The organism is Microbulbifer maximicatervae (SeqCode), from assembly GCF_052467305.1.
On the sequence record NZ_CP174306.1, the window covers coordinates 982,073 to 1,003,217 of the forward strand.

Here is a 21,145-nt window from a genome sequence, read left to right on the forward strand (position 1 = left end):
TCGCTTTTTTCCTGACACTCTTAAATAGCTGCTTCGAACAACATCTGTTGTAGCGCGCTGGCGGGATTGCTCAATGTTCGGCCCCGGTGACTGATCACGCCAAGGTTTCGCAGTACTTGCAGCTTTTTGACTGGCAGCACTGCCAGGCTGCTGTCCACCAATGTGTGGGGCAGAACACTCCAGCCGAGACCGACACAGGCCATCATCTTAATGGTTTCCAGATAGTTGGTTGCCAGTTTCGCGGTGAGTTTTAACCCTTGGGCATCAAACTCTCTTTTGATCAGGCGCCCGGTATAGGTATTCATATCCGGCAGTATGGCGGGATAGTTGGCTAGGTCGGTGAGTTCCAGTTCCGGCAGCTTTGCCAGGGGGTGATCCGGGGCCGCCACCACAACACAGGGGTCGGGCCAGATCACTTCGGCATTCAGGTGCGGATACTCCTTAAGTGCCAGGGTGACCACAGCCAGTTCATATTTAGCGGCCATCAGGGCTTCGTAAGCTTGTTCTGAGTCGACAAAATCGATGTCCAAGGCAACTTGTGGATAGCGAAAGCTGAACTCTTTCAGCACTGGGGGTAGATGATGTAGACCCACGTGGTGGCTGGTGGCGATACGCAAGCTGCCGCTGACCGAGTTGCTCAAAGCGCGCAATTCCCGCTCGGTGTCGCTGATTTCATTAAGTATATGGCGGGCACGGGGCAGTAGGGCGCGACCGGCATCGGTGAGCTGCAATCGCCGCCCAATACGATCGAATAGAGGGGAGCCCAGTTGCTGCTCCAGGGCCGCCAGGCGCTTACTCATCGCGGGCTGGGTTAGGTGCAGCAGCTCGGCGCCTTCAGATACCGAACCCTGTTCGGCGATTGCCAGAAATGCCCGCAGCCACTGTAGTTCCAAGCTGTTTCCCCTGAAGCGGTTTGTCGATAAAGGCTCAAATTGAGCCGCTGGATAAATGGCAGAGACGCCAGAAGACGGATATTACCCCAGTTTGGCTTTCGAATTCCATTTAGGAATACTTTAGATAATAAATATAAATTGGTGTTATTTGGTGGGTCTGGGTAGACTCAGGCTCTTAACTACTGAGAGGAATGGCTGTGGCAGGGCAAACACTCTACGACAAACTCTGGCAGGACCACCTGATCAAGAACTGTGATGATGGCTCCTCACTTATCTATATCGACCGCCACCTGATTCACGAGGTGACCTCCCCCCAGGCGTTTGAAGGCCTGCGTCTGGCGGGTCGCAAACCTTGGCGCAAGGATTCGCTAGTCGCCACTCCCGACCACAATGTGCCTTCCGAGGCGGCCGAGCGCGCCGCTGGCGTCAGTGGTATTCGCGATGATATCTCCCGAATCCAGGTGCAGACCCTGGATGAAAACTGCCGTGACTTTGATGTAGTCCAGTTCGGTATCAATGAGCCGGGGCAGGGTATTGTGCATGTGATCGGGCCTGAGACAGGTGCGACACTCCCGGGTATGACGGTGGTTTGTGGCGACTCACATACCTCCACCCACGGGGCGCTCGGCGCCTTGGCCCACGGTATTGGCACTTCTGAGGTGGAGCATGTGATGGCTACCCAGTGCCTTACCCAGAAGAAAATGAAGAATATGCTGGTTCGCGTCGACGGCCAGCTGCGCCCAGGTGTCACGGCAAAAGATGTGGTGCTGGCGATCATTGGCAAAATCGGTACTGCTGGCGGTACCGGTTTTGCGATCGAGTTTGGCGGCGAAGTGATGCGCAATATGTCCATGGAAGGTCGCATGACCGTGTGCAACATGGCTATTGAAGGCGGTGCTCGCGCGGGGATGGTGGCGGTAGACCAGATCACGCTCGATTACGTGAAAGGCAAGCCCTACGCGCCGAAAGACGAAATATGGGATCGCGCAGTTGAGGCTTGGAGCCACTTGCACTCCGATGACGATGCGGTATTCGACGAAGTCGTGGTATTGGTCGGTGAGGACATTGAGCCGCAGGTCAGCTGGGGCACTTCCCCTGAGATGGTGGCGCCGATCAGCGCCCAGGTGCCTACCCCCAGTGACGAGAGCGATGCCACCAAGCGCACGGGCATGGAGCGAGCGCTGGAATATATGGGGTTGAATGCCGGGCAGAATATCAGCGATATCAAACTGGATCGCGTATTTATCGGCTCCTGCACGAACTCCCGGATTGAAGATCTCCGCGCAGCAGCAGAAGTTGCCAAGGGCCGTTACAAGGCGGATAGCGTCAAGCAGGTGCTGATTGTTCCGGGTTCCCAGGCCGTAAAAGCCCAGGCTGAGCGCGAGGGGTTGCACGAGATTTTTGTTGAAGCCGGTTTTGAGTGGCGCGAACCGTCCTGTTCCATGTGCCTGGCGATGAATGCGGACAAGCTGGGGGCGGGGGAGCACTGTGCTTCCACCTCCAACCGCAACTTTGAAGGGCGCCAGGGTTACGGTGGCCGCACGCATCTGGTGAGTCCCAGTATGGCGGCAGCGGCAGCAATTGCCGGTCACTTTGTCGATGTGCGAGAGATGGCACCGGTACAGCTGGAAGAGGAGATGGTCTGATGAAAGCGTTTACCCAGCACGAAGGTGTCGTGGTACCGATGGATCGGGCCAATGTGGATACCGACCTGATCATCCCCAAGCAGTTTTTGAAATCCATTAAGCGCTCTGGCTTTGGCCCGAACCTGTTTGATGAGTTGCGCTATTTGGATGAGGGGGTTCCCGGGCAGGACTGTTCTGGCCGTCCGCTCAATCCGGACTTTCCCCTTAATTTCCCCCGCTACCAGGGTGGTTCAGTATTGATTGCCCGGGAGAATTTTGGTTGCGGCTCCAGCCGTGAGCACGCGCCCTGGGCATTGGAAGATCACGGCTTCCGCGCAATTATCGCGCCCAGCTTTGCCGATATCTTTTTTAACAACTGTTTTAAAAATGGTCTTTTGCCAATTGTCCTGGCGGAAGATGTCGTGCATCAGTTGTTTGAGGAAACTCACGGGCAGGAGGGCTATGCGCTCACTATCGACTTGGAGCAGCAGCATGTGCGCAAGCCTTGTGGCGAGCTGATTCCATTTGAAGTGGATGCCTTCTACAAGCACTGTTTGCTAAATGGTCTCGATCATATCGGTCTGACCCTGGAGCACGCCGACGATATTCGCGCTTATGAGCAGGCGCGCCGAGAGAAAGCCCCTTGGCTTTTTGATGCGGTTCAGTAATTAAAGGAAATTCCTGTGACGAAAAAAGTAATGATTCTGCCGGGTGACGGCATTGGTCCGGAAATTGTTGAACAGGCCATGGCGGTGCTGGAAGTTGCATCGGGAAAATTCAATCTGGGGCTCAGCTTTGAGCAGGGCCTGATAGGTGGCTCATCTATCGATGCCCACGGTGAGCCTCTGACTGACGAAACTCTGAAGGCGGCGGGTGATTGCGATGCGGTGCTGCTCGGCGCGGTAGGCGGCCCCCAGTGGGATACCCTGGAGCGGGAAATTCGCCCGGAAAAAGGCCTGTTAAAAATTCGCAGCGGCCTGGGCCTCTACGCGAATCTGCGCCCGGCGATTCTCTACCCTCAACTGGCCGATGCCTCTTCGTTAAAGCCTGAAGTGGTTGCCGGCTTGGATATTCTGATTGTGCGCGAATTGACCGGCGGCATTTACTTTGGTGAGCCGCGCGGTATCAAGACATTGGAAAATGGTGAGCGCCAAGGCTTTAACACCTACGTGTACAGCGAATCAGAAATTGAACGTATTGCCCGCTCTGCCTTTGAGGCGGCACAAAAGCGCAATGGCAAACTCTGTTCTGTAGACAAAGCCAATGTACTGGAAGTAACCGTGCTCTGGCGCGAGGTGTTGGATCGTCTGGCTCCGGAATACCCCGATGTCGAGCTGTCCCATATGTACGTGGACAACGCGGCGATGCAATTAGTGCGGGCGCCCAAACAGTTTGATGTAATGGTAACCGGCAATATGTTCGGCGATATCCTCTCCGATGCTGCCGCCATGCTTACCGGTTCCATTGGTATGTTGCCCTCCGCCTCCTTGAATGAAAGCGGTTTTGGTCTTTACGAGCCGTGCCATGGCTCCGCTCCGGATATTGCTGGCCAGGGTATCGCCAACCCGCTGGCGACTATTTTGTCTGCTGCCATGATGTTGCGTTATTCCCTCGATATGAATGAGGCCGCGGATGCGATTGAAACAGCAGTGAGCAAGGTGTTGGAGCAGGGTTTGCGCACTGCCGATATTTATACCGACGGCTGCCAGAAAGTCTCTACCGCAGAGATGGGCGCTGCCGTTGTAGCCGCACTTTAAGTTTCGATTCCACTATCGCGCCGCTTTCCCGGCGGCGCACTTTGACCACCTCACATACAGGACACCGCAATGCAAAAAATAGGTTTTATCGGCTGGCGCGGCATGGTCGGCTCGGTATTACTGGAGCGCATGCGAGCAGAGGACGACTTTGCCCATATCGCCGAACCGGTTTTTTTCTCAACTTCCAACGCCGGAGGCACGGCGCCGGACATCGGCAGGCCCCTGCCGCCACTGGGCGATGCTTACGATATTGATGCACTGATCCAGCTGGATGCGATTGTCAGCTGTCAGGGTGGCGATTACACCAAGGAAGTTTTTATCCGCTTGCGCGAGGCCGGTTGGCAGGGTTACTGGATTGATGCGGCTTCCAGCCTGCGAATGCAGGACGATGCTGTGATCGTGCTGGACCCGGTTAATCGCGATGTGATTGATCGCGCAATTGATGCCGGACAGAAAAACTTTATCGGTGGCAACTGCACAGTGAGCCTGATGTTGATGGCTCTGGGTGGACTGTTTAAGGCGGGCATGGTCGAGTGGGTTACCGCCATGACTTACCAGGCGGCCAGCGGTGCCGGTGCGCGCAATATGCGCGAGTTGATTTCGCAGATGGGTGCGCTGCGCGATGGTGTGGCAACAGAGCTGGCCGACCCCGCCAGCGCCATTCTGGAGATTGACCGCAAAGTAGCAGCAGATATGCGCTCAGCAGAATTCCCCACGGCAGAATTTGGCGCGCCACTGGCAGGCAGTTTGTTGCCCTGGATCGATACCCAGTTGGAGAATGGCCAGAGCCGCGAAGAGTGGAAGGCGCAAGTTGAAGCAAACAAGATTTTACAGACCGAAACCCCGATTCCGGTGGACGGCACTTGTGTACGTATCGGTGCCATGCGCTGCCACAGCCAGGCTTTCACCATAAAATTGAAAAAAGATTTGCCACTTGCCGACATTGAACAATTGTTAAATGGTGCCAACGACTGGGTAAATGTGGTGCCCAATGAGCGTGAGGCTACGGTGCAGAACCTGACGCCAACAGCAGTTACCGGAAAGTTGGATATTCCCGTCGGTCGACTGCGTAAATTGAGCGTTGGTCCAGAGTACTTAAACGCCTTTACTGTAGGGGATCAGCTGCTTTGGGGCGCCGCAGAACCCCTGCGCAGAATCCTGCTGATTTTACTCGGCAAACTGTAACTGGTACGAACCTGAGTAAGTCCTCTACTAAGAGTGGAAATAGGCCACTTTAGTGGAGGACTTTTTGCCAAGCTGTGAACTTCTTCGCGTAAAAAACGGCTACTGTTTGTCATAGCGCCTTTTTCGAATTTTCCCCACGGGTATAATCGCCCCTCATTTTTCCCTTTCCAATTCAATGAAGTGATTTGCCATGTCCGAAGCCACCCGCGAACTGGTCATTGTCGGTGTTGATAACGCCGCCTTTGGTCCCCTGCTGGAAGTACTCGAAGAGCGTGAAGTAATTTCCGCCGAGCAGCTGAGTTTGCTGGAGACTGACGAACGGGAAGTAGACCCCCAGGTATTTGCCAATCGCAATATTCCGGTGGAGTCCCTGGAGAAATTTACATTTAACGATAAGCAGGTCGTGATTCTGCTGAGCGCCGGCGATGCCGTTGAAGCTGCCATGGCTGCCGCAGAACAAAATGGCGCCTGGATTGTAGACGTGGCCAACAACACCCGTGGCGATGAAAGTGTTGCCCTGGTACACCCAATGTTTAACAGCGGTGAACTCGCTTCTGCCGAGCGCCGCGTTGTTGCCCTGCCAAGTGCCGGCGCCTCCATGGTGGCGGAAGCCCTGGCGCCCCTGAAAGATAAACTGCAAGCGGTAGAGGTACAGCTCAATCAGCCGGTGTCTGCTCTGGGCAAGGCCGCAATTGATGCTATGGCGGCACAAACCGCGCGGATGTTTAGTGGTCAGGATGCGGAAATTGATCCTGAGATTGGCCACCGATTGGCGTTTAACCAGCTCAGTGCCTGCGAGGCTCTGCTCGCCAGTGGCCACACCCTCAGTGAGCTGACTTTGGTTCACGACCTGCGCCGCTTATTTGGAGACGCGGTAGCAGTCGATGCCAGCATCAATACGGTCTCTGTTTTCCACGGTCAGTTAGCTAATTTGGGCGTCGCTTTAACTGAAGATGTCGATCTGGAAAAAGTGCGTGCGCTGCTGGCAAATGGCGCTGGCCTCAAAATGGCGGAGCAGCCCTCGGCAGAAAGTGCGGTGGGCAGTGACGTGACAATCATCGGCCGCTTGCGCCAAAGTCTACTCAACAAGCGACAGTTAAATCTTTGTGCGGTGTCTGACAACCTGCGTAAAGATGTAGCAATAAACTGTGCACAAATTGCCCACTTGTTGCTAAAAAACTACTGATATTTAATACTTAGCGGCCATAGTGAAGGTGTAATCTTAACTTTGGCTTGGCTGAGACTGGCGAAAAATTCGCCATAGTTGGCGGCTGCCTAAACGGCGGCTAATTAGTTGAACGATTACCGTTCAGTAATGGGGATATTCTGAAGGCGCGCTTTTCGGAAACCCTGGGAAGGTTCTAACAATAAAGGGAATCGGATATGCGTGTGCGTAAGTTGGCACTTGCAGTTGGTCTAGTCGGTGCACTGGGAAGCAACGCGGCTCTGGCGCTTGGACTAGGTGAGATCAAGCTCAACTCGACCCTTAACCAGCCTCTCGATGCGGAAATCGGACTGCTGCAGACTCGCGGTTTGGAAGATACCGAAATTAGGGTTCGCCTCGCAGGTCCTGAAGAATTCGAACGCGCTGGTGTCGAGCGCTCTTACCTCCTTACTTCTTTAAGTTTTGAAGTGGACTACTCCGGTGGCAAGCCGGTTATCCGTATTTCCAGTCGCGAAGCCATTCGCGAACCTTTTTTGAATTTCCTGGTTGAGACTCGCTGGCCCAGTGGCCGTCTACTGCGCGAATATACGCTGTTGATGGACCTGCCTGCGTTTTCCCCAACGGCTGCGCAGCAACCCGTGCGCGCAGCTGAGCGCGAGCGACAGCAAGTGCGTCGCACAGCCCCAGTTCAGCAGCCCCAGCCTCGCACAACACCGGCCCCGGCTGCTCGTCAGGCTCCGGCTGAGCCAGCCCCAACTGAAAGAGCTGCTCCAGAAACTCGCGAGCCCGCTCGTCCGCAGCCACGCTATACAGCTACAGACACGAGTGAAAGCGACAGCCAGGTATATGGCCCGGTAAGTTCCTCCGATACGTTGTGGGAAATCGCGCTGCAAAATCGTGCCAGTCGCGAGTTCTCTGTTCAGCAGACCATGCTGGCGATTCAAAGGCTGAACCCGGAAGCCTTTATTAATGACAATATCAACCTGTTGAAGAAAGGCGCCGTACTGCGCCTGCCCAACACCGAGGATTTGCGCACTCTAACTATGACGGAGGCGATTTCTGAGGTGGCCCAGCAGAATGACTCCTGGCGTCAGCGCTCCGATGTGGAAGTGGCTACCGGCGCACCGCTGGATGCTCGTGCGGTTGAGGAGGAGTCCTTTGTCAGCGAAACGGTTGAAGGGCGCGTTAGCCTCGCCGCTCCGGGGGACAATGAGTCCGTTACCTCCGGTTCTGGAACCGGCACTGATGACAGTGAGGCGCTGGAAGGTGATCTCACAGTAGCTGAGGAAGAGCTGGATAAGTCCAAGCTCGAAAACACTGAATTGCGTGAGCGTATCGCCGAGCTTGACGAGCAGATCGATACCATGGATACGCTGATTGATGTTTCCAATGAGGAACTGGCTGCGGTGCAGGCCGCCGCGGAGCAGTCAGACGTGTTGCTCGACCCCACTGAGACGGATGGCGTTGAAGTAGAGTCTTTAGATGACAGCCTGACTGTTGAAGACAGCGAAGAGTTTGATGTTGCTGCTGATACGGAAGAAGAAACTGTTGAAGCCGAACCGGCTCCAGCAGAGACGCGTAATCGTGTAGTTGAAGTTCAAACCAAGCCCAAGCCAACCTTTATGGAGCAGCTGGCCGATAACGGAATGTTGATTGGCCTGGGTGGTGCGGGTCTGCTGGCCGCTATATTTGGACTGTTCACCTGGCGTCGCCGCAAGGCTGAACAAGAGGCGCAGCAGGAACTTGAACAGCAGATGGCTATGGAACAAGAGCCGCTGGATATTCCTGAGGATATCGCCGAACCCGATGAAACTCTCGCTGCAGTTGAGAGCATGGAGGCAGACGATACCTTCGATCTGGGCGATCTCGGCGATGTAGGCACTGATGACCCAATTTCTGAAGCGGAGATTCACCTGTCCCTGGGGCAGTATGAGGAAGCGGAAAGCAAGCTGCTGCTGGGCCTGGAAAAGGACCCGCAGGTAGTCGACGCGCGCCTGATGTTGATGGAGGTTTACGCCCACAACCAGGACGTTGAAAAGTTTGACGATCACTACCGCCAGCTGCTTAGCATCAGCGACGGTCCTGCTGCCGATCGCGCCGCCCGCCTGCGTGAATCCATTGCCGGTGCGCCGGATTTTGAAGCCCCAGCTATGGGTCTTTCCAATGAGTCCTTCGAAGCGGCGCAGCTCGATGATATCGGTGCGGCCCTGGACGATGACTTCACCAGCGCCGAGCCGGGACTGGTTGGTAGCGGTGACGCGCTGGAGCCCGATACCTCTCTCCTAGATGACCTGACTATGGATCTGTCATTGGATCAGGAGAGCTCTGGTTCTGAGCAAGAGCTGTCCCTGGACCTGGAGTTGGATAGCAGCTTTGAAGAGCCGTTGCAGGCGAGCGCAGATCAAAGCGAGTCGCTGGATACCGAGTTTAATCTGGATGATTTGGACCTGGACAGTGCTCTCGACGGAGACAGCCAGGAAGTTACTGCTGAGGTATCGGAACCAGAAGTTGAAAACGACTTAAATCTTGATGACCTTGATTTGGGTGAGTTGGACCTGGGTGATCTGGGCTCAAGTAATCAAGAGCCCGCTTTGATTGAAGACGATTTGGGGCTTGAGCTTTCTGATAACACAGAAGAGAGTGTCGATGCTCCAATAGAATTCGATACCTCTGAGTTGGATCTGGATTCCCTCGACTTGGAGCCGGCGGCAGAAGAAAGCTCTGAGGCCTCAGTTGAGGCCCAGCTGGAAGAAAAGGCAACTACCAGTGGTGGTTCCGTTCCGGGCTTGGATTTTGAGCTGGATCTTTCCATGATGGAGGAAGAGATTCAGCCCCAGAAAGAAGAAGAGATTTCGGCTGAGCTGGATACGGCCTTTGAATTGGATGATGCTCTGGAGCTGGATTCCGTTGACAGCGGTTTGAGCGAGGAGATCTCCCTGACAGAAGGAGTCTCCTCTGCCCAGGAGTCTGCAGAAGAGTTATCCATGGATGACTTCTCTGATGGTGATCTGGAGATGATCGGCGGCGACTTGGATTCCGACCTGGATCTCGACGGTATCGACCTGGATGATATTGCTGCGGATCTCCACGCAACTGAGCAGCCCTCGGCAGAGGTAGCCGCGGCCAGCAGTGAGCGGGCAGCAGATTTATCCCTCGATGCTGACCTGGAAACTCTCGATGCGGCAGGTATGGAGCTGGCCGGGGCTAGCGACCTGGACTTCAATGCGGATGCAATCGAAGAGGAGTTCTCCCTGGAGGATGAGCTGGCTCTCATCGATGAATCCACTGAGGGTGATTTGACTCTTGAGCCAGAACCCCTAGTTGAAGCTAAGCCTGAAGCGACAGAGCAGGTTGAGGCGATTGTCGAGAAGCCGTCAGATTCTGACTTTGGTGACCTCGACTTCAACCTGGAAAGCGACCTCAATTCAGAGTTGAGTTTGCTGGAAGGCGGCGATGAGATGGCGACCAAGTTGGAGCTGGCTCAAGCTTATATGGATATGGGTGACGAAGAGGGTGCCAAGGATATCCTCAAAGAGGTAGCCCAGGATGGTGGCGGTGAACACAAAGACCGCGCCGAGGAAATGCTGGAGCGGATGGTGTAAGCTAGCAGCATATTCCGTTTTTGAAAAAACCTCGCACTGGTTGCGAGGTTTTTTTATGTTTACCGGGAAGTTCCCGGCAGTGATTTTTACCCGGCGCAGTCGCAGCGGGGAGAGCAAGTGGTTTTGGTGATATGAGTCAGGTGACGCAGAGGGAGTATATTTACAAGCCAAATGGGGAGGTCCCTGAAGGTGAGGGGCTGCCCGAAGGGCTGTGCCGTATGGCCCTGGGCGTTGAATACTGCGGAGCCAAGTTGCACGGTTTCCAGAAGCAGAAGTCTGCATCGGAGACTGTCCAGGCTCATCTGGAGCGGGCTTTATCAACTATTGCAGCGGAGGAAGTGACCCTGGTTTGTGCCGGGCGTACCGATGCGGGCGTTCATGCTACCAATCAGGTCATTCACTTTGATACCCGAGCGCAGCGCCCGGACCGCGCCTGGGTGCAGGGAGTTAATACCAAGTTGCCGGATTCAGTGCGGGTGCGCTGGGCTCGGGAAATGCCGGCGCAGTTCCATGCACGATTTTCCGCTCACGCACGCAGTTATCGCTATTTGATTCACAGTGCGCCGACCCGCTCAGCCCACAGCGCCGCTGAGGTAACCTGGACCCAGCACTCACTGGACTTGGAGGCGATGCGTGAGGGAGCCAGCTACTTGATCGGCCGCCACGACTTCACCAGCTACCGTGCCTCTCAGTGCCAGGCTAAGAGCCCGGTGCGTGAAATTACCCGCCTGGATATTGCTCCAGTGGGTCAGCTGGTTGCCTTGGAAATTAGTGCTAACGCATTCCTTCACCATATGGTGCGCAATATCACCGGGGTTTTGATGGCCGTGGGGCGAGGGGAGCGCCCACCAATTTGGGCAAAAGAGGTGCTGGATCAGCGGGACCGCTCCGCCGGCGGCGTGACTGCGCCGCCGTTTGGCCTGTATCTCGTTGATGTGCGCTACCCGGATCATTTCCAGCTTCCCCAGTGTGAGCCGGGGCCACTGCTGGTGCCACAGCCTTTGGGTGCTTTGCTTTCCAGTTAGACTGCTGAATTTTTCAAGGCTAAAGCAAATCTGGGAGAGGGCGTGCATTTCGCGCCTTCTGACTATCTGCTAGTATCCGTCGTTCCCTCTTTTGATCGGCCAGTCGGCTGAGTCCAGGTTACACGATGCAAGTAAAAATATGCGGCATCACTTGTATAGAAGATGCCCTGATGGCTGTAGATGCAGGTGCCGACGCGTTGGGCCTGGTATTTTATAAGCCGAGCCCGCGCTATATCGATCTTGATATGGCAGCTAAAGTTGCAGCGGCAGTTCCCCCATTTGTCACCCTGACGGGGTTATTTGTCGATGCGGCACAGAGTGAGGTGGACGCTGTACTGGAATCGGTGCCGCTTAACCTGTTGCAATTCCACGGCGATGAAAGCGCCCGTTTCTGCGAACAATTCCGGCGTCCCTATATCAAAGCGTTGCGGATGAAAGATGACCTCGATGTCAAAGCCGCAATGACTGAGCACCCCAAAGCCCGGGGTTTTCTATTGGATGCCTACAGGCCTGGTGTCCCCGGTGGTACCGGAGAGACCTTTGATTGGGACAGGGTTCCCCAAGATAGCAGTCGCCCGATCGTTCTTGCCGGTGGCTTGAATCCCGCGAATGTAACTGCAGCAGTAGAAGCTGCGCGCCCACAGGGGGTGGATGTGAGCGGAGGTGTAGAACGTCAGCCGGGACGCAAGGATCGAGAAAAAGTTTTTGCGTTTGTCAGCGCGGCGAAGAGATAGATTTAGAGGCGTTACCGGAAGTGCCGCCCGCCGGCTTGGCCGGCGCGAGCCAGTAAATACCAGTAGATCGACGCATCTGCGCCAGTATTTTCTGGCGACGTTTGAATAGTTCGGGAAGAACTACGGCTAATAGTATTGAGGCGACACAGGGAAGTGCCGCTTGCCGGCTTGGCCGGCGCGAGCCAGTAAATACCAGCAGATCGACGCATCTGCGCCAGTATTTTCTGGCGACGTTTGAATAGTTCAGGAAGAACTATTCAAACAGTAGGTAAACAGAAAGAAAGTTTTAACCCCACGTGACCCACGGAGTATGAGTGTGAGTAAGCCAGGTGCTATCGATTTTTCCACCTTCCCGGATGCGAGCGGACATTTTGGTCCCTACGGCGGTCGCTTTGTATCGGAGACGCTGATCAGCGCATTGGATGAGCTTCAGGCAATGTATAGCCGCCTGAAAGATGATCCGGATTTTGTCGCTGCCTTTGATCACGATCTGGCGCACTACGTAGGCAGGCCATCGCCGCTGTATCTTGCTGGGCGACTGACTGAGCAGGCGGGCGGTGCGCGAATCTGGCTTAAGAGGGAAGACCTGAACCATACCGGTGCGCACAAGGTAAATAACACGGTGGGCCAGGCACTGCTGGCCAAACACAGCGGTAAAACCCGTGTTATTGCCGAAACCGGCGCTGGTCAACACGGTGTGGCTACGGCAACCGTGGCGGCGCGTCTCGGTTTGCAGTGTACGGTTTATATGGGTGCGGAAGACGTTAAGCGCCAGTCCCCCAACGTATACCGTATGAAACTGCTGGGGGCAGAAGTGGTGCCGGTGGAATCCGGCTCCAAGACCCTAAAGGACGCCATGAATGAAGCCATGCGCGATTGGGTAACCAATGTCGATAATACTTTCTACATTATCGGCACTGTGGCTGGTCCTCACCCTTATCCGCAATTGGTGCGCGACTTCAACTCTATTATCGGCCGTGAAGCCCGTCGCCAGAGTCTGGAGCGCTTTGGCCAGTTGCCCGATGCGCTGGTGGCCTGCGTCGGTGGTGGTTCCAATGCGATCGGCCTGTTCCACCCGTTCCTGAATGACGCTGAAGTGAAAATGTTTGGTGTCGAAGCCGGCGGTGAAGGCCTGGCTTCCGGTAAGCATGCTGCACCACTGAATGATGGTATTCCCGGTGTTCTGCACGGTAACCGCACCTACCTGATGGAAGATGACGACGGCCAGATTATCGAGACTCACTCGGTTTCTGCGGGGCTCGACTACCCGGGTGTTGGCCCTGAGCACTCTTGGCTGAAAGATATCGGCCGGGTGGAATATGTCACGGCCGATGATGATGAAGCCCTGGATGCCTTCCGCCGTCTCACTCGCACTGAGGGTATTTTGCCGGCATTGGAATCCAGCCATGCAGTCGCGTACGCGCTCAAGTTGGCGGCTTCCATGAGCCCTGAGCAGAATGTCCTGGTGAATCTCTCCGGCCGAGGCGATAAGGATATTTTCACCGTTGCCGCTATCGACGGTATCGAGGTGTAGCAATATCACCGCCCGCCTCTGAGGCGGGCAAAATGGGTGAGGATCAAATAATTGAGCTGGCTTTTTGCCAGGAGTAGCTCAGGGAATAAACTGTGACAGAACAAAATAGAATTGATCGCCGCTTTGCCAAGTTGCGCGATGAGGGCCGCAAGGCGCTGGTAACTTATATTGTCGCTGGCGATGGCGGCTTGGAAAATACTGTGCCGCTGATGCATCAGTTGGTGGCCAGCGGGGCCGATGTTATTGAACTGGGGGTGCCGTTTTCCGACCCCATGGCAGAGGGCCCGGTAATTCAGAAAGGGCATGAGCGAGCACTGGCCAATGGGGCTTCGCTGCGCAAATGTTTGGCATTGGTGAAAGAATTTCGTCAGTCGGATAGTGACACCCCGGTAATCCTGATGGGCTATGCCAACCCTATTCAGCGTATGGGTGAACTGGAGTTTGCTGAAGCGGCGTCCACTGCGGGTGTCGATGGTGCCCTGACCGTAGATCTGCCGGCTGAAGAGTCCGGTTCCCTGAATGCCTTTTTGGCGGAGCGCAACCTGCGCAATATCTTCCTGCTGACGCCTACCACCGCTGAAGAGCGTATTCGTGAAATTACCGATGTCGCCAGTGGCTTTGTTTACTATGTATCCCTGAAAGGGGTTACCGGAGCAGGCCACCTGGATTTGGATTCAGTGCGTGACAATCTGGACCATATTCGCCAGTTTACCGATCTGCCCCTGTGTGTTGGCTTCGGTATCAAAGATGGTACCTCGGCCCGCCAGGTCAGTGCCCATGGCGACGGTGCTGTGGTCGGTAGCGTGCTGGTGTCGGCGGTAGATGCGGCGGCAGACCTGGAAGCCGCTAAAACTGCGGTTGGGGCTATTGTCAGCGAGATGCGCGAAGCCCTGGATCGCTAAAAGCAGCTATAAGTCTAAGCACAAAGCTGGCCAGAAAGCCAAAAATAGCGGCTGATCTGGCCGGGTTTGTTGTTCAGCTTAGTGTTTTAATTCCTAGCCTGAAACCCACTGGTCGGTAAAATGTGCCGGCCCAAAGAAAGCCTCCGGATTTGGAAACGAGATGAGCTGGTTAGAAAAAATTGTCCCTGCGGTAATTCGCACAGAGCGTCGCACCGGCAGCAGCAAGGTCCCCGAGGGGGTTTGGAAGAAGTGCGTCAAATGCGATGCGATGCTTTATCGCCCGGAGCTGGAACGCAATCTGGATGTGTGCCCCAAGTGCGATCACCACTTTAGAATCGGCGCCCGTCGCCGCCTGGATATCTTCCTCGACGAGGAGGGTCGTGAAGAGCTGGCCACCGATGTGCAGCCGGTTGATCGCCTGAAGTTTAAAGACGTCAAAAAATATAAAGACCGCTTGGTACAGGCACAAAAGTCCACTGGTGAGAAGGATGCCCTGATCGCCATGCAGGGCAGCCTGAATGGTGCGCCCCTGGTAGCGGTAGCATTTGAGTTCGCTTTCCACGGTGGCTCCATGGGCTATGTGGTCGGTGAGCGCTTTACCCGTGCCGCTCAGCGTGCCCTGGAGCAGCGTATCCCGTTGGTTTGTTTCTCTGCTACCGGTGGTGCCCGGATGCAGGAGGCCCTGATCTCCCTGATGCAGATGGCCAAAACCTCGGCGGTGCTGGAAAAAATGAAGATGGCCGGTGTGCCTTATATCTCCATTATGACCGACCCGGTTTACGGTGGTGTTTCCGCATCCCTGGCCCTGCTGGGTGATATCAATGCGGCGGAGCCCGGAGCGCGCGCTGGTTTTGCCGGCCCGAATATTATCGAGCAGACCATTCGCCAGAAATTGCCGAAAGGTTTCCAGCGCAGTGAGTTCCTGCTGGAGCACGGCGCAATTGATATGATTATTCCTCGCAAGGAAATGCGCTCTACAGTGTCCCGCATATTGGGTAAACTGACCGGCAACTGATTTCCATTCCCTTGGGGTAATGCTGTGATCAGCTTAATTTCCGCTGATTGCAGCCCCCATCATCGATGTTTTCAACTATGCCTTCACTGCAAGATTGGCTCTCCCGTCTGGAGCAGCTGCACCCTTCCGAAATTGAATTAGGTCTTGAGCGCGTCGCGTCTGTCGCCGATGCACTGGGCATCCAGAAACCGGCACCGACAGTGATTACTGTGGCGGGCACCAATGGTAAGGGTTCCTGCGTGGCCACTATGGAGGCGCTGCTGTGTAAGGGAGGGCGCTCCGTAGGCGCTTACAGTTCCCCACACCTTCTGCGCTTTAACGAGAGGGTGCGTATCGGGGGTGAAGAGGTTGCCGATAAAGATCTCGTGCTGGCGTTTGAGGCTATCGAGGTTGCTCGCGGTGAGACCAGCCTGACCTATTTTGAATACACCACCCTGGCGGCGCTCTGGTTATTTCAAAGGGCAGGCGTCGAGTTTGCACTTCTGGAAGTTGGCCTGGGTGGGCGCCTGGATGCAGTCAACCTGGTGGATGCGGATCTCGCTATTATCACCAGTGTTGCCATTGATCACGAGGACTGGCTTGGCAGTGACCGGGAAATAATCGGCCGTGAAAAAGCCGGTGTCCTACGTGCTGGGGCGCCTTTTGTCTGTGCTGATAGCAATCCCACCCAATCTGTGCTGTCTGCGGCAGAAAAATTGTCCAGTTCCAGTTACTTTATAGGTCAGGATTTCTCTCTCAATTTGGGAGAGGGTAAAAAAGAACTTTACCGTTTTGGTGAGTTGGAACTTGCGATCCCCCCGATCAACTTGCCGCGCCCGAGTATCGCTGCTGGGATTACCGCGCTGGCTCTGCTCAATGTATTGCCCCGGGGTGAGATCGAATCTGCACTGGCTGAAATTGCCCTGCCCGGGCGCTGTCAGCAGGTTCAATGGCAGGGGCGCAACCTGCTGTTGGATGTGGGGCACAATCCGGCAGCGGCCGAACACTTGGCCAAATGGCTTGCAGATCACCCTGTAGATGGTGAGACCCATGCGCTGGTAGCGGCTATGGCCGATAAGGATTTGGTGGGACTCTTCGCGCCTTTGCGGGATGTGGTGGATGCCTGGCACCCCGCAGAGTTACCGGGCAATAGCCGCGCTGCGAGCGGAGAGACCTTGCTGGAAGGTCTGGCCGCAGCAGGTGTTGAGGCAACGAACGCCGATAGCCGCTGTCCAAGCGTCGCCGATGGTTTACAACAGCTGCTGCCGACCATTGGTCCACAAGACAGGTTGCTTGTATTTGGTTCCTTCTTTACTGTGGCTGAGGTTCTGCAGCAGATGCGAGACGAAGGTAATGGAGAATTGCGAGGGTAAACCCTCCCGCCGAGGGCGATTGAACGACGGATTTAAGCAGCGCATTGTCGGTGCGCTGGTTTTGGCTGCGCTTGCCGTTATTTTCTTGCCCAGCCTGTTGGACCGGGAGGCCGCAGGCAATATCAGTGAAACCAGCCAGATTCCGGCGGAGCCGGATATACGCCCTATTGAAATTGCCGAGCCGCAACCGGTAGCGGATGCTGTGCCTGCACCGGCGCCCGGTGAGGCTTTCCAGCCGGATCTGCCGGAGAACTTCTCCAACCCGAAGGCTCCAGTAGCAGATGAGGGAGAGGAAGGGTCAGAGATCGCCAAGAGTGATGAGCCGGAGGAAAAACTGGCCGCGCCGAAGAAGGGAGCCTCGCCCCTTGTAGATGCCTATGGCCTGCCTGTGGCCTGGGTGGTTCAAGTGGCTTCCTACCGGGATGAGTCCAATGCGGATAAGCTGCGTTTGCGCCTGATGAACGAGGGCTACAGTGCCTATACTCGGGCAGTGGATACAGACAAGGGTCGCCTGGTGCGGGTCTTTGTTGGGCCAAAGGTCAACAAGGCCGATGCCCATCAACTGAAAAAAGAATTGGATACCCTTCTGAAAGCCCAGACCCTCGTGCTTCAGTTCAAGGCCTGATCGGGCCTTTGACTTCAGGTTGCCACTATTTCAGCCCGAGGCGGATGGTGGTAACTCGCTGGCAGATTTCCACTTTGCATTTTTATTCGCAATTAACCGATTGCCACTGTGCCAAACGTCCAGGGAAAGCGGTACTACAAGTAATAAATTCCAATCGGTTGGCCTACGGCTTCACGCGCTTAGTCCCTTCAGTTAGAATGCGCGCTCTTCGCGGCAGCAGCCGCCACGCAGGTAGGATTGAATGAATTGGGCTGACTGGATCATTCTGGCTATTGTGGGTATCTCCACGCTTATCGGCCTTAGTCGAGGTTTCATCAAGGAAACCTTGTCTCTGCTTACCTGGATTGCCGCTTTTATCGTCGCCATGATGTTTCGCGACCAGCTGGCGCCAATGCTATCCAACCTCGTCGACACCCCCTCTCTCCAAATGATTGCAGCTTTTGGCATCCTGTTTATCGGCACCTTACTCGCTGGCGCCGGTCTCAACATGGTGCTTTCTGCCTTTGTTGAGGCAACTGGGCTATCCGGTACAGATAGAGTGCTGGGAATGGCGTTTGGCTTGGTGCGGGGAGCCATTGTCGTGATGGCGCTGTTGATCCTGGCCCCGGCATTGGTGCCGGTGGAACAGGACAGCTGGTGGAGTCAGTCTGTTCTGATTCCCCATTTCCTCGAGTTTGAGGATAGTGCGTGGGAGCTGGCGGGCTCCGTTAAGGAATTCTTCGTAAAGTTGTTTTAAATAGAGCGCCAAAAGCGCTCTTCTCGAGTCAATAGGGTCAAATATATGTGTGGTATCGTCGGTATCGTCGGTAAGAGTGACGTCAATCTGCAGCTCTATGATGGGCTCACTCTGCTACAGCACAGGGGACAGGATGCCGCCGGTATCGTTACCTGTGACGATGATCGCCTGAACCAGCAGAAAGCCAATGGTCTGGTTCGCGACGTATTCCGCGCGCGCCACATGGAGCGTCTGAAAGGCAATTTTGGTATTGGTCACGTCCGCTACCCCACTGCCGGTAGCTCCGGCCCGGCGCTGGCTCAGCCGTTCTACGTGAACTCTCCCTACGGCATAGCCATGGCTCACAACGGCAACCTCACCAATGTGCACGAGGTGGTCGATGAGATCTTCCAGCAGGACCTGCGCCATATCAATACAGATTCTGATTCGGAAGTTTTGCTGAACGTGTTCGCCCACGAGCTGCACAAGTTGCACAAGCTGCAGCCGAAAGCCGAAGATATCTTCAGTGCGATGCGCTCTGTACACAAGCGCGTGCGCGGCGCCTACGCTTGCGTTGCCCTGATTGTCGGTTACGGCATTGTTGCTTTCCGCGATCCCAACGGAATTCGCCCACTGGTTTACGGCAAGCGTGAAACCGAGAAGGGCACCGAATATATGGTGGCTTCCGAGTCCGTGGCTCTGGACGTACTGGGTTACACCTTGGTGCGCGATGTCGCTCCTGGCGAAGCGCTCTATATCGAACTGGATGGCACTGTGCACTCCGAGCAGTGTTCAGATAACCCGTCTTTGACTCCCTGTATTTTTGAGCATGTGTACTTTGCCCGTCCTGACTCCATTATGGATGGCGTATCGGTACACAAGGCGCGTTTGCGTCAGGGTGAGCATCTGGCGGACAAAATTCTCAGCATGCGCCCGGATCACGATATCGACGTGGTTATCCCGATCCCGGATTCTGCCCGCACGGCAGGTCAGACGGTAGCCCACCGCTTGGGGGTGAAATTCCGTGAAGGTATGGTGAAGAACCGCTATATCGGCCGGACCTTTATCATGCCCGGTCAAAAGCAGCGCAAGAAGTCGGTTCGCCAGAAGCTCAACGCCATCGAGCTGGAATTCCGTGGCAAGAATGTGTTGCTGGTAGATGACTCCATTGTGCGCGGTACTACCTGTAAGCAGATTATCCAGATGGCCCGCGATGCCGGTGCTGCCAAAGTGTACTTCGCCAGTGCTGCACCAGCGGTAAAATACCCGAATGTCTACGGTATCGATATGCCCTCCGCCACTGAGCTGGTGGCTCACGGTCGCACCACCGAGGAAATCTGTGAGGAGATTGGCGCAGACTGGTTGATCTACCAGGAGCTGGAAGATCTGGTAGTCAGCTCCAGTGGTGGCAAGCAAAAAATTGATCGCTTTGATTGCTCTGTATTCGACGGCAATTACATCACCGGTGATGTGGACGAGGAATACCTAAACGATCTGCACGCTCAGCGCAATGATACGGCCAAGCGTAAAAAGGCCGACGCCAACGCTTTGTAATTCGTCCTTTGGGGGAATATCTAAATATCCCTCACCTGATTTGGCGGGCGGCAAAAAACCGTTTTTTGTAGCCTGCCAATAGTAAAAAAGCGTAAGCGTCCTTTTCTCGCGGCAGAAGAGGGCGCCAGTTAAGATCGTTTCGGTTAAGATGGCTGCTTCCAAAAATACTGACCAGGAAGCGGTATATGTTTGAAGACGACGGTTACGCTCTGGAAACACTGGCGGTGCGCGCCGGCCAGGTTCGCTCACCGGAAGGAGAGCACTCCGAGGCACTTTACCTCACCTCCAGTTATGTTTTCCCCTCCGCTGCAGAGGCTGCTGCACGCTTCTCTGGCGAAAGCTCCGGCAACGTCTACTCCCGCTATACCAACCCCACAGTGCGTACTTTTGAAGAGCGCATCGCTGCTCTCGAAGGTGGTGAAGCTGCGGTAGCCACTGCTAGCGGCATGGCTGCCATTCTCAGTATTTGTATGGCGTTACTGAAAAGTGGCGACCACGTTATCTGTTCCCGCAGTGTTTTCGGCACAACTACGGCTTTATTTGGCCGCTATATGGAAAAGTTCGGCGTGCGGGTGAGCTATGTTGATTTGACCGATATGGATGCCTGGAAGCAGGCCGTAGATGGTTCCACCAAGCTGCTGTTTATGGAGACGCCTTCCAACCCTCTGTGTGAAGTAGCCGATATCCGCGCGTTGGCACAGGTCGCCCACAGCGCTGGTGCCATGCTGGTGGTCGACAACTGTTTTTGTACCCCGGCACTGCAGCGACCCCTATCCATGGGCGCTGATATTGTGGTGCACTCCGCAACCAAATTCCTCGACGGCCAGGGCCGGGCCCTGGGCGGTGTTGCTGTTGGTCGCAAGGAAGTAATGGATGAGTTGGTGGTTTTCCTGCGCACTGCCGGACCGAGTATGAGCCCGTTTAATGCCTGGGTATTCCTCAAAGGCCTGGAAACTTTAAAGCTGCGTATGCAGGCGCATTGCACCAATGCACTCGACTTGGCTTGGTGGCTCGATGAGCAGGAGATGGTTGAGAAGGTAAATTACACCGGCTTGCCTAAACACCCCCAACACCGCCTAGCGCGGGAACAGCAAGACGCTTTTGGCGCAGTGCTGAGTTTTACTGTGCGCGGTGGTCGTGAGGAGGCTTGGAAAGTGATCGACAATTGTAAAATCCTCTCCTGCACCGCCAACTTGGGGGATGCAAAAACCACTATTGTGCACCCTGCCACCACTACTCACGGCCGCCTCAGTGATGAAGATAAGGCTCGCGCCGGAATTACCGAAAATTTGATTCGTATTTCGGTAGGGCTGGAAAATGTTGAGGACCTCAAGCGCGACCTGATGCGTGGATTATCCCAACTATAAGCGCTGGCGTAAGCGCCCAGCTACCTATGATTATTAGCGGACAGTGAAATACTGTCCGCTGCTACCGGTAGCGTTTGCATTTTGTTGCGCCCTTG

The 21,145-nt window shown here is 55.2% G+C and carries 18 protein-coding genes; 16 read left to right on the forward strand and 2 right to left on the reverse strand.

The window, feature by feature from the left end:
- Positions 1-20: 20 nt before the first annotated feature.
- Complete coding sequence (locus tag ACJJI4_RS04495) at positions 21-893, reverse strand: LysR family transcriptional regulator (RefSeq protein WP_282931865.1); 873 nt, start codon at positions 891-893, stop codon at positions 21-23.
- Between the two features lie 197 nt (positions 894-1,090).
- On the opposite strand from ACJJI4_RS04495, the gene leuC reads away from it, so the two are divergent.
- The 8 genes from leuC (at position 1,091) to ACJJI4_RS04535 (ending at position 11,986) form a co-directional block, all read left to right on the forward strand.
- Positions 1,091-2,539 (forward strand): 3-isopropylmalate dehydratase large subunit, encoded by a 1,449-nt coding sequence (gene leuC, locus ACJJI4_RS04500; RefSeq protein WP_444927228.1) that lies wholly within the window; start codon positions 1,091-1,093, stop codon positions 2,537-2,539.
- Positions 2,539-3,186 carry a 3-isopropylmalate dehydratase small subunit gene (gene leuD, locus ACJJI4_RS04505; protein WP_444927229.1) on the forward strand — a complete coding sequence of 216 codons (648 nt, stop codon included), beginning with the start codon at positions 2,539-2,541 and terminating at the stop codon, positions 3,184-3,186. Before leuC ends, leuD begins: the two co-directional genes overlap by 1 nt.
- A 30-nt stretch (positions 3,187-3,216) precedes the next feature.
- Positions 3,217-4,275, forward strand: a complete 1,059-nt coding sequence (gene leuB, locus ACJJI4_RS04510) for a 3-isopropylmalate dehydrogenase (RefSeq protein ID WP_444928216.1) — start codon at positions 3,217-3,219, stop codon at positions 4,273-4,275.
- A 69-nt stretch (positions 4,276-4,344) separates the two neighbouring features.
- Positions 4,345-5,460: an aspartate-semialdehyde dehydrogenase gene (gene asd / locus ACJJI4_RS04515; RefSeq protein ID WP_444927230.1), complete on the forward strand. Its 1,116-nt coding sequence runs from the start codon at positions 4,345-4,347 to the stop codon at positions 5,458-5,460.
- Between the two features lie 190 nt (positions 5,461-5,650).
- A complete protein-coding gene (locus tag ACJJI4_RS04520) occupies positions 5,651-6,646 on the forward strand; it encodes an Asd/ArgC dimerization domain-containing protein (protein WP_444927231.1) in 996 nt (331 codons plus the stop codon).
- Positions 6,647-6,843: 197 nt separating this feature from the next.
- Positions 6,844-10,227, forward strand: coding sequence for a motility hub landmark protein FimV (locus ACJJI4_RS04525; RefSeq protein WP_444927232.1), 3,384 nt, complete (start codon positions 6,844-6,846; stop codon positions 10,225-10,227).
- Between the two features lie 131 nt (positions 10,228-10,358).
- Complete coding sequence (gene truA / locus ACJJI4_RS04530) at positions 10,359-11,252, forward strand: tRNA pseudouridine(38-40) synthase TruA (protein ID WP_444927233.1); 894 nt, start codon at positions 10,359-10,361, stop codon at positions 11,250-11,252.
- Positions 11,253-11,377: 125 nt separating this feature from the next.
- A complete protein-coding gene (locus tag ACJJI4_RS04535) occupies positions 11,378-11,986 on the forward strand; it encodes a phosphoribosylanthranilate isomerase (protein WP_108732437.1) in 609 nt (202 codons plus the stop codon).
- Between the two features lie 11 nt (positions 11,987-11,997).
- Here the strand turns inward: ACJJI4_RS04535 and ACJJI4_RS04540 are convergent, their stop codons facing one another.
- The gene (locus tag ACJJI4_RS04540; protein ID WP_444916534.1) at positions 11,998-12,195 is read right to left on the reverse strand and encodes a hypothetical protein; all 198 of its coding nucleotides are present in this window, start codon (positions 12,193-12,195) and stop codon (positions 11,998-12,000) included.
- 101 nt (positions 12,196-12,296) lie between these two features.
- Between ACJJI4_RS04540 and trpB the strand changes: the two genes are divergently transcribed.
- The 8 genes from trpB to ACJJI4_RS04580 all read left to right on the forward strand — a co-directional run bounded on the left by trpB (position 12,297) and on the right by ACJJI4_RS04580 (position 21,050).
- Positions 12,297-13,520, forward strand: coding sequence for a tryptophan synthase subunit beta (gene trpB / locus ACJJI4_RS04545; protein WP_444927234.1), 1,224 nt, complete (start codon positions 12,297-12,299; stop codon positions 13,518-13,520).
- A gap of 92 nt (positions 13,521-13,612) precedes the next feature.
- Positions 13,613-14,422, forward strand: coding sequence for a tryptophan synthase subunit alpha (gene trpA / locus ACJJI4_RS04550; protein ID WP_444927235.1), 810 nt, complete (start codon positions 13,613-13,615; stop codon positions 14,420-14,422).
- A gap of 160 nt (positions 14,423-14,582) precedes the next feature.
- Positions 14,583-15,437 (forward strand): acetyl-CoA carboxylase, carboxyltransferase subunit beta, encoded by an 855-nt coding sequence (gene accD, locus ACJJI4_RS04555; protein WP_282931874.1) that lies wholly within the window; start codon positions 14,583-14,585, stop codon positions 15,435-15,437.
- 77 nt (positions 15,438-15,514) lie between these two features.
- The gene (gene folC, locus ACJJI4_RS04560; RefSeq protein WP_444927236.1) at positions 15,515-16,789 is read left to right on the forward strand and encodes a bifunctional tetrahydrofolate synthase/dihydrofolate synthase; all 1,275 of its coding nucleotides are present in this window, start codon (positions 15,515-15,517) and stop codon (positions 16,787-16,789) included.
- Positions 16,770-17,414 (forward strand): SPOR domain-containing protein, encoded by a 645-nt coding sequence (locus tag ACJJI4_RS04565; RefSeq protein ID WP_444894518.1) that lies wholly within the window; start codon positions 16,770-16,772, stop codon positions 17,412-17,414. The genes folC and ACJJI4_RS04565 overlap by 20 nt, the downstream gene beginning before the upstream one ends.
- A 241-nt stretch (positions 17,415-17,655) precedes the next feature.
- Positions 17,656-18,150, forward strand: a complete 495-nt coding sequence (locus ACJJI4_RS04570; protein WP_444927237.1) for a CvpA family protein — start codon at positions 17,656-17,658, stop codon at positions 18,148-18,150.
- Positions 18,151-18,195: 45 nt separating this feature from the next.
- Positions 18,196-19,683, forward strand: a complete 1,488-nt coding sequence (gene purF, locus ACJJI4_RS04575; RefSeq protein WP_282931878.1) for an amidophosphoribosyltransferase — start codon at positions 18,196-18,198, stop codon at positions 19,681-19,683.
- Positions 19,684-19,868: 185 nt separating this feature from the next.
- Complete coding sequence (locus tag ACJJI4_RS04580; RefSeq protein ID WP_444905926.1) at positions 19,869-21,050, forward strand: O-succinylhomoserine sulfhydrylase; 1,182 nt, start codon at positions 19,869-19,871, stop codon at positions 21,048-21,050.
- The last annotated feature ends 95 nt before the right edge of the window (positions 21,051-21,145 follow it).

Bases quoted from the DNA above. Each gene is read 5' to 3' on its own strand.
- leuD (WP_444927229.1), top strand. From the start codon at position 2,539: ATGAAAGCGTTTACCCAGCACGAAGGTGTCGTGGTACCGATGGATCGG.
- leuB (WP_444928216.1), top strand. From the start codon at position 3,217: ATGATTCTGCCGGGTGACGGCATTGGTCCGGAAATTGTTGAACAGGCC.
- asd (WP_444927230.1), top strand. From the start codon at position 4,345: ATGCAAAAAATAGGTTTTATCGGCTGGCGCGGCATGGTCGGCTCGGTA.
- ACJJI4_RS04520 (WP_444927231.1), top strand. From the start codon at position 5,651: ATGTCCGAAGCCACCCGCGAACTGGTCATTGTCGGTGTTGATAACGCC.
- ACJJI4_RS04525 (WP_444927232.1), top strand. From the start codon at position 6,844: ATGCGTGTGCGTAAGTTGGCACTTGCAGTTGGTCTAGTCGGTGCACTG.
- truA (WP_444927233.1), top strand. From the start codon at position 10,359: ATGAGTCAGGTGACGCAGAGGGAGTATATTTACAAGCCAAATGGGGAG.
- ACJJI4_RS04535 (WP_108732437.1), top strand. From the start codon at position 11,378: ATGCAAGTAAAAATATGCGGCATCACTTGTATAGAAGATGCCCTGATG.
- ACJJI4_RS04540 (WP_444916534.1), bottom strand. From the start codon at position 12,195: ATGCGTCGATCTGCTGGTATTTACTGGCTCGCGCCGGCCAAGCCGGCA.
- trpB (WP_444927234.1), top strand. From the start codon at position 12,297: ATGAGTGTGAGTAAGCCAGGTGCTATCGATTTTTCCACCTTCCCGGAT.
- accD (WP_282931874.1), top strand. From the start codon at position 14,583: ATGAGCTGGTTAGAAAAAATTGTCCCTGCGGTAATTCGCACAGAGCGT.
- folC (WP_444927236.1), top strand. From the start codon at position 15,515: ATGCCTTCACTGCAAGATTGGCTCTCCCGTCTGGAGCAGCTGCACCCT.
- ACJJI4_RS04565 (WP_444894518.1), top strand. From the start codon at position 16,770: ATGGAGAATTGCGAGGGTAAACCCTCCCGCCGAGGGCGATTGAACGAC.
- ACJJI4_RS04570 (WP_444927237.1), top strand. From the start codon at position 17,656: ATGAATTGGGCTGACTGGATCATTCTGGCTATTGTGGGTATCTCCACG.
- purF (WP_282931878.1), top strand. From the start codon at position 18,196: ATGTGTGGTATCGTCGGTATCGTCGGTAAGAGTGACGTCAATCTGCAG.
- ACJJI4_RS04580 (WP_444905926.1), top strand. From the start codon at position 19,869: ATGTTTGAAGACGACGGTTACGCTCTGGAAACACTGGCGGTGCGCGCC.